The following is a 6,847-nucleotide window of genomic DNA, read 5'->3' as shown; positions in this document are numbered from 1 at the left end:
CGAACCAGCGAAGACGGCTGGGGGTCCGGGGGTCATCCCCCGCAAAGACACAGCATCAGCGGGTCCGGGGTTCGAGTCCCTGGCGGCGCACCGGCGGCAAGATGCCCCGCGCGAGCGCTGAAAGCTCCTGGCGTGTGCAGGTGGGGCCGTGTGCCGGAGGGGACACCACGACAGCCGTTCAGCCCGTCTCGACCTTGACCGTCCAGGACCCCGACCGCGTGCGCCCCTCGACCTTGACCCGTACGTTGTCGCCCGGCACGGAGAAGCTCTCACCCACCCGTACCGGCGCGTCCGCGAGCGGCGCATAGACCGAGTCGCCGGAGCACGCGTCCGTGTCGGGGTGAGCGTCGAGCACCTCGACCGGGCCGCTGCCGGACGGAGTCTCGTTGCGCACGCGGTAGACGAGGATGCCCTCGGAGCACGTCGCCGTGTCGTTGCCGTCGGCGCTGCGGGCCTCCAGGGCGATCGCGCTGTCCGCCCCCGTGCGCACGACGGCGAGCTTCGCGCCGTCACCCGAGCCGAAGGCACCCTCGGTTCCGGGCGCGGCGCCCGCCCCCGCGGGTGCGGACGTCAGGGGCTCGAGGGTGAGCCGCCGGCTGCTCGTCACGCACACCACCTGCCGCCGGTCCAGCCACCCCAGCTTCCACTTGTGCCAGCCGAAGAAGTCGGGCGCGAGCCCGAACTGGCTGCCCATGACGTCCCAGTCACCGACATACGTGTCCCAGTCGCCCTTGCCGTCGGTCGGCCGGTGATAGAGGTCCGGCAGGTCGAAGACGTGGCCCGTCTCGTGGGCCAGGACGTTGCGGTCGGGCGGATGCTGCTCGAAGACGGTCACGATGCGCTTGATGTCCGTACCGTCGGCGCGCATCGGCTGATCGAAGTTGACGACCTTCGTGGCGTCCGAGTCGACGCCCGGGGCGTCGGGGTCGGCGACGAAGTAGACGATGTCGTACTTGCTGAAGTCGGTGTGCGGGTCGGCCGTGGCGAGGGCGTCACGCAGATAGGCGCTGCGGCGCGCGGCGTCCCAGTCGCGCTCTATGGCGTACGAGGTCGAGGCGTGCGGCATGCGGAGCCAGCGGCGCTGCGGATGCGCGACCAGGCGGAACTTCCCGTAGGAGGCCCGCTCGTAGAAGTCGCTGGTGGCGGGGAAGTAGTCGGAGGCGAGTTCCCCGGGAGTGGTCGTCGGCCGAGAGTCGGGGAAGGAGAGGAAGACCATCACCGCGTTGAGGGTCCGGACCGGGCGCGGGTAGGCGTTGTTCCAGGTGTCGAGGCCCTCCGAGTGATGCGCAGCCGTGCGCTCCAGCGCGCAGGGCCCCCCGTACGGGGCGGCGACCGCGGGGCCCGCGACCAGGGAGGTGGCGGCCATGGCGGTGAGCGCGGTGAAGGCCGCGCCGACGGAACGCAGACGCGGCCTCTCCACTCCACCGGGTGGCAGCGGACGCGGCAAGTCGACCTCCGGATGGGGAAAGCGGGACACCCAACCCAGAGTGTGTGGATTTGTACTACTTCGCCCTGTTTATCTGGCCCGGTCGAGTGAGGGGGCGACACCCCGGGCGGTCACAGAACGTCACGCGCGATCGCGGGAGACCAGAAGCGGTGCCAGGCACGAGCAGAAACGATCTGCCGGCTACCCCGGGATGCCGCCGAACCGGCGGATCGGGCGGGCAAGGCTGGATCGCGCCTCGGGGCTGCCTCTATGATCGGCACACTTTCCTGCGCGGGCCCGGCTGCGAAGGCCGTTCGCCACCCAGACTGTGATGAGCCGGGAGCAACCCTCCCGGACCCCCGGAACGACTGCACTGCGGGAGCGAGCGGTGAGCGGAATGTCCGAAGGGCCGATGAGCGCGGCCGACGCGGCACCCGACTCCACCCGCCGCGCCGTCACGGAGAGTTCCGCAGCGGTGGCGGCGCCCCCGCACACCCTCGCCCCCGACTCCGTACGCACGGGCCCGGACGGCCGGGCCCACGAGGCGCTCGGCGTCGAACCCCCTCCCCCGCCCGCGCCCTACCTCTCGGCCTTCCTCGCCGCACCCCTCGCCCTGGCCGTCGTGGACCGCCGGGGCCAGGTGGTCACCGCGAACGCCGCGCTCGCCGTGACGCTCGGCGTGGAGGACCCCGGCCGGCTGACCGGGCTCACGGCGGCGGAGCTGGTGGACCTGGCGTCCGACTCCCGCACCTGGCACACGTACCAAGAGGTGCTGCGCGGGCGGCAGGCGCGGCTGACGTGCACCCGCAGGATCAAGCACGCCGACGGGCACTCCGTGTGGGTGCAGGTCACCGTCTCGCCCGTGCCGGGCGGTCGTACGGTCCTGCTCTCCCTCGCCGACATCAGCGCCCGCCGTGAACTCCAGGCGCGGCTGCGGCACTTGCAGATGCACGACCCGGTGACCCGGCTGCCGAACCGCACGCTGTTCTTCGAGCGGCTCTCCGCCGCGCTGGAGGCGGGCGCGTACGACGGGGCGGGCAGCGGCCGGATCGGGCTCTGCTACCTCGACCTCGACGGGTTCAAGGCGGTCAACGACACGCTCGGGCACGGCATCGGGGACCGGCTGCTCGCCGCCGTCGCCGAGCGCCTGACGCGCTGCGCCGACCGTATCGGCTACGGGCCGGGGACCGCGGCGCCGCTGGTGGCGCGGCTCGGCGGCGACGAGTTCGCGCTGCTCGTGGAGGACTCGGCCGGTACGGAACAGCTCGCGGGCCTCGCCGAATCGGTGCTCCGCGCGATCCAGGAACCGTTCGACCTGTCGGGGCAGCGGCTCGCCGTGTCGGCCTCGATCGGGGTGGTGGAGCGGCACATGGAGGGCACGACGGCGACGGGCCTGATGCAGGCCGCGGACACCACGCTGTACTGGGCGAAGGCCGACGGCAAGGCGCGCTGGACGCTCTTCGACCCGGAGCGCAACGCGCACCGGATGACCCGCCAGGCCCTGTCGTCGGGCCTGCGTCCCGCGGTGGAGCGCGGCGAGTTCGTCCTCGAGTACCAGCCGCTGGTGAATCTGGGCGACGGGGTGCTGCGCGGCGTCGAGGCGCTCGTGCGCTGGGACCACCCCCAGTTCGGGATGCTCACGCCGAATCGGTTCATCGGACTGGCCGAGGAGGACGGCTCGATCGTGCAGCTGGGCCGGTGGGTCCTGCGCACGGCGTGCCGGCAGGCGCGCAGCTGGCAGCTGGAGCACCCGGAGGCGCCGCCGGTCTACGTGAGCGTGAACGTGGCGGTGCGTCAGGTGTGGGACTCGGACCTGGTGGCGGATGTCGCCGAGGTCCTCGCGGAGACCGGTCTCGCCCCGGAACTCCTCCAGCTGGAACTGACGGAGTCGGCGGTGATGGGCTCGGCGGGCCGCCCCCTCCAGGCCCTGCAGTCGCTCAGCGACATGGGCGTGCACATCGCCATCGACGACTTCGGCACCGGCTACTCGAACCTCGCGTATCTGAGCAGGCTCCCGGTGTCGGCCCTGAAGCTGGACGGCTCGTTCGTGCGCGGATTCCAGTACGACGACGGGGGCGAGCACGCGACTCCCGCGGACGCCGTCATCGTCGAGGCCATGGTGCAGCTCGCGCACCGGCTCGGACTCACGGTCACCGCGGAGTGTGTGGAGACGGCGGCTCAGGCCGCGCGCCTGCGTCAGATCGGCTGTGACACGGGCCAGGGCTGGCTGTACTCACGCCCGGTGGCGCCGGATCGTATCTCCGCGCTGCTGACCGCTTCCTGACGGCTTCCTGACCGCTTCCTGGCGCCTTCCTCGGGGTGGGGACAGACCACGGGGTGCCGCCTCCCCCGAGCGAGGCGGCACCCCGGTCGGCCGGGTCAGCCGAGCGGAAGCCCGTACGCGTCGGCGACGAGTTCGTAGCTGCGCAGACGGATCTCGGCGGTGTGGGCGTTGGCGGTGAGCATCAGCTCGTCGGCGCCGGTGCGCTTCTGGAGGTCGTCGAGGCCCGCGCGCACCTCGTCGGCGGTGCCGTGGATGACGTTCGCGTTCCAGCTGTCGACGAACTCCCGCTCCATCGGGCTGAATGCGTAGGTCTCCGCCTCCTCGGGGGTCGGGACGAGGCCGGGGCGGCCGGTGCGCAGGCGGACCATGTTGAGGGCGGCCGCGAGAACCTGGCGGCGGGCCTCCTTCTCCTCGTCCGCGGCGAGCGCGGAGACGCCGATGAGGGCGTACGGGGAGGACAGGACCGCGGACGGCTTGAAGGACTCGCGGTAGAGGTCGAGGGCCGGGACCGTGTTCTGCGCGGAGAAGTGGTGCGCGAACGCGAAGGGCAGGCCGAGGACACCGGCGAGGCGGGCGCTGAAGCCGGAGGAGCCGAGGAGCCAGATCGGCGGGCGGTGCGGGGACTGCACGCCGCCGGGGGACGTGGCCTGGACCGGGCCCGGGACCGCGTGGATGCGGGCGTAGGGGTGGCCGTCCGGGAAGTCGTCGTCGAGGAACCGGGTCAGCTCCGCCAGCTGCTGGGGGAAGTCGTCGGCGCCCTCGTTGAGCCGGTCGGTGCGGCGCAGGGCGGCGGCCGTCGCGCCGTCGGTGCCGGGGGCGCGGCCGAGGCCGAGGTCGATACGGCCCGGGGCCATCGCCTCCAGGGTGCCGAACTGCTCGGCGATGACCAGCGGCGCGTGGTTGGGCAGCATGACGCCGCCCGAGCCGAGGCGGATGCGCTCGGTGTGGGCGGCGAGATGCGCCAGGATCACGGCCGGGGACGAGGACGCCACGCCGGGCATGGAGTGGTGTTCGGCGACCCAGTAGCGGTTGAAGCCGCGGTTCTCGGCGAGCTTGGCGATCTTGACGCTGGTCCGCAGGGCGTCGGTGGCGGTGCGGCCGGCGCCCACGGTCACCAGATCGAGGACCGAGAGGGGCACGGGGGCGGTGCCCTGGGCGGTTGCCCGGATCTCGTCGTTACCGGCCACGGAGTCCTCCTGTAAGTACGGTGCTGTCTGCGCCCGGACTTAACGGAGGATGGCTCCGGTTTATTCCGGACGCCTTGTTCCGAAGGCTGACAGGGGTCACACCTGCACCAGCGGCTCCTTCGTGAAGAGCGCGCCGAGCGCCGGCGCGTTCACCCGCCGCCCCGCCAGCCGCAGCGCCTCCCACACGGTGACCTGGTTGGCCGTCAGGACCGGCTTGCCCAGCTCCTGCTCCAGGTCGCGGACATAGGCCGCCGTGTGCAGGGCCGTGTCCGGCAGGAGCAGCGCCTGCGCGTCCGCGTGATCACTCGCCTTCGCCATCGCCCTGACCTCCGGCCACCCCCAGGTGCCGACCTCGGCCGCCGTGATGATGCCGCTGCCGCGCACCGAGACGACCTCGGTCCCCGCAGCCTTCAGGAACGTGCGGAAGTGGTCCGCCACGTCCTCCGGATACGTCGCCGCGATCGCGACGCTGCGCGCGCCGACCTCGGCCACGGCGTGGGCGAACGCGAACGACGTACTGGAGGCGGGCAGGCCCGCGGCCCTGGCCAGGTCCCGCACCTGTTCGTGCGCGCCCTCCCAGCCCCGGACGAAGCTGCCGCTGGTGCACGCCCAGACGACCGCCTCGGCGCCGGACAGACGCAACTCCTCGACACCGGCGGCGAGCCGCTGCGGGGAGCCCATCTCGATCAGCGCGTCGACGCGGTGCGCGTCCTCGCCGATGTCGGTGTGGACGACCGACAGCCTCACATCGCTGTCGATCAGCATTTCGATACGCGGATAGTCGTCCTCGGCCGAGTGTCCCGGGTAGAGAAATCCGACTGCGGTCATGCCCACCCTTCCTGTTCTTCCGGCAGCTCATGGGCCGGTTCCTGCGGCAGCTGCGGCAGCTCGGGGCTCGGCCAGTGCCGTGCCGACTCGTCGAGCAGCGCCTGATACGGCCCCACGGCACGGGTACCCAGCCTGCGCAGCGCTGCCCACACCGTGACCTGATTGGCTGAGATCACCGGGATCCGCAGCTCGGCCTCCAGCTGCGGGATGACGTCGTACGTCGGCAGGTTCGTGCAGCTGATGAACAGCGCGTCGGCGTCCAGGCGGGCGGCGCCCCTGGCCATGTCGGCCACGTCCCGGTACGGGACCTTCCAGATGTGCCGGGTCAGGCCGAGGAAGGCGCGGCCCGTGACAGTGATGCCGGCCTCGGCCAGATACTCCTCCAGCGACTCGGTCACCGACCGCGTGTACGGCGTGACCAGGGCGATGCGGCGGGCGCCCAGCTCGGCGAGCGCCTCGAGGAGCGCGCCCGACGTGGTGACGGAGGGGCGTTCACCCGACCGGAACATGGCCTCGCACATGGCGCGTTCGCCCGCGATGCCGCCGACGAAGCTGCCCGATGTACAGGCGTACGCGAGGACCTCGGGTTCGGCGGCGCTCAGCGCCCGCACCGCCTCGCCGAGCGTCTCGTGCTCACTGACCAGACGGGCCAGGTCGAGGCTGACCTCGACGGGCACGTACGGGGTACGGGTGAGGTGCAGTGACACCTCGTCCGGAACCCAGCGCCACAGTTCGCGGTCGAGAGCGAAGTCGAAGGGTGCGACGACACCGACACCGCGTTGCGGGTGCGGTCCACCGAGGAAGGAGACGTCCATGACAGGCCCCAAGTCTCTTGAGACGTTCGAGACGATGCAACGGAGAGCCGGCCGGCGGGCCGGGACGTCGGGACAGGGCGTGGGCAACGCAAAAGTGCCTCTGTTGACGAAGGTAGATTCGAGTGCCAGCGTGGTCAATCCGCACTTTTTCCTACCAATGAAGCGGACCATCGTTGCGAAACGGTTTCAGCCGATGACCGGTCCGGTGACCGGCTCGACGACCAGCCCGATTCCCGGCCCGATGCCCCTCAGTGCGTGGCCCGACGACCGGAGCGAACGTGTCTGAAGTAACCCTGCTGGTGCTCGA

The 6,847-nt window shown here is 71.6% G+C and carries 6 protein-coding genes; 2 read left to right on the top strand and 4 right to left on the bottom strand.

Annotated features, from left to right (window positions below; genetic code table 11):
* Positions 1-178: 178 nt before the first annotated feature.
* Entirely contained in the window at positions 179-1,420 is a 1,242-nt protein-coding gene (locus ACFC96_RS27530; protein ID WP_376614618.1) for a M6 family metalloprotease domain-containing protein, read from the bottom strand.
* Between the two features lie 403 nt (positions 1,421-1,823).
* Between ACFC96_RS27530 and ACFC96_RS27525 the strand changes: the two genes are divergently transcribed.
* Positions 1,824-3,710 (top strand): putative bifunctional diguanylate cyclase/phosphodiesterase, encoded by a 1,887-nt coding sequence (locus ACFC96_RS27525; RefSeq protein ID WP_376614625.1) that lies wholly within the window; start codon positions 1,824-1,826, stop codon positions 3,708-3,710.
* Positions 3,711-3,805: 95 nt separating this feature from the next.
* Here the strand turns inward: ACFC96_RS27525 and ACFC96_RS27520 are convergent, their stop codons facing one another.
* The 3 genes from ACFC96_RS27520 to ACFC96_RS27510 all read right to left on the bottom strand — a co-directional run bounded on the left by ACFC96_RS27520 (position 3,806) and on the right by ACFC96_RS27510 (position 6,540).
* Positions 3,806-4,897 (bottom strand): LLM class flavin-dependent oxidoreductase, encoded by a 1,092-nt coding sequence (locus tag ACFC96_RS27520; protein ID WP_266670825.1) that lies wholly within the window; start codon positions 4,895-4,897, stop codon positions 3,806-3,808.
* Between the two features lie 96 nt (positions 4,898-4,993).
* On the bottom strand, positions 4,994-5,725 hold the full coding sequence (locus ACFC96_RS27515) for a decarboxylase (RefSeq protein WP_376256498.1): 732 nt from the start codon (positions 5,723-5,725) through the stop codon (positions 4,994-4,996).
* Positions 5,722-6,540, bottom strand: coding sequence for an aspartate/glutamate racemase family protein (locus ACFC96_RS27510; RefSeq protein ID WP_376614617.1), 819 nt, complete (start codon positions 6,538-6,540; stop codon positions 5,722-5,724). The genes ACFC96_RS27515 and ACFC96_RS27510 overlap by 4 nt, the downstream gene beginning before the upstream one ends.
* Here ACFC96_RS27510 and ACFC96_RS27505 point away from each other — a divergent pair.
* A complete protein-coding gene (locus ACFC96_RS27505; protein ID WP_376256501.1) occupies positions 6,539-6,826 on the top strand; it encodes a hypothetical protein in 288 nt (95 codons plus the stop codon). The genes ACFC96_RS27510 and ACFC96_RS27505 overlap by 2 nt on opposite strands.
* The last annotated feature ends 21 nt before the right edge of the window (positions 6,827-6,847 follow it).

This window comes from Streptomyces sp. NPDC055955 (genome assembly GCF_042270245.1).
Lineage (GTDB): Bacteria > Actinomycetota > Actinomycetes > Streptomycetales > Streptomycetaceae > Streptomyces.
The sequence above is the reverse complement of the archived record's forward strand: the minus strand, read 5'-3'. Positions and strand labels throughout refer to the sequence as shown.

Bases quoted from the DNA above. Each gene is read 5' to 3' on its own strand.
- ACFC96_RS27525 (WP_376614625.1), top strand. From the start codon at position 1,824: ATGTCCGAAGGGCCGATGAGCGCGGCCGACGCGGCACCCGACTCCACC.
- ACFC96_RS27515 (WP_376256498.1), bottom strand. From the start codon at position 5,725: ATGACCGCAGTCGGATTTCTCTACCCGGGACACTCGGCCGAGGACGAC.
- ACFC96_RS27505 (WP_376256501.1), top strand. From the start codon at position 6,539: ATGACAGGCCCCAAGTCTCTTGAGACGTTCGAGACGATGCAACGGAGA.
- ACFC96_RS27510 (WP_376614617.1), bottom strand. From the start codon at position 6,540: ATGGACGTCTCCTTCCTCGGTGGACCGCACCCGCAACGCGGTGTCGGT.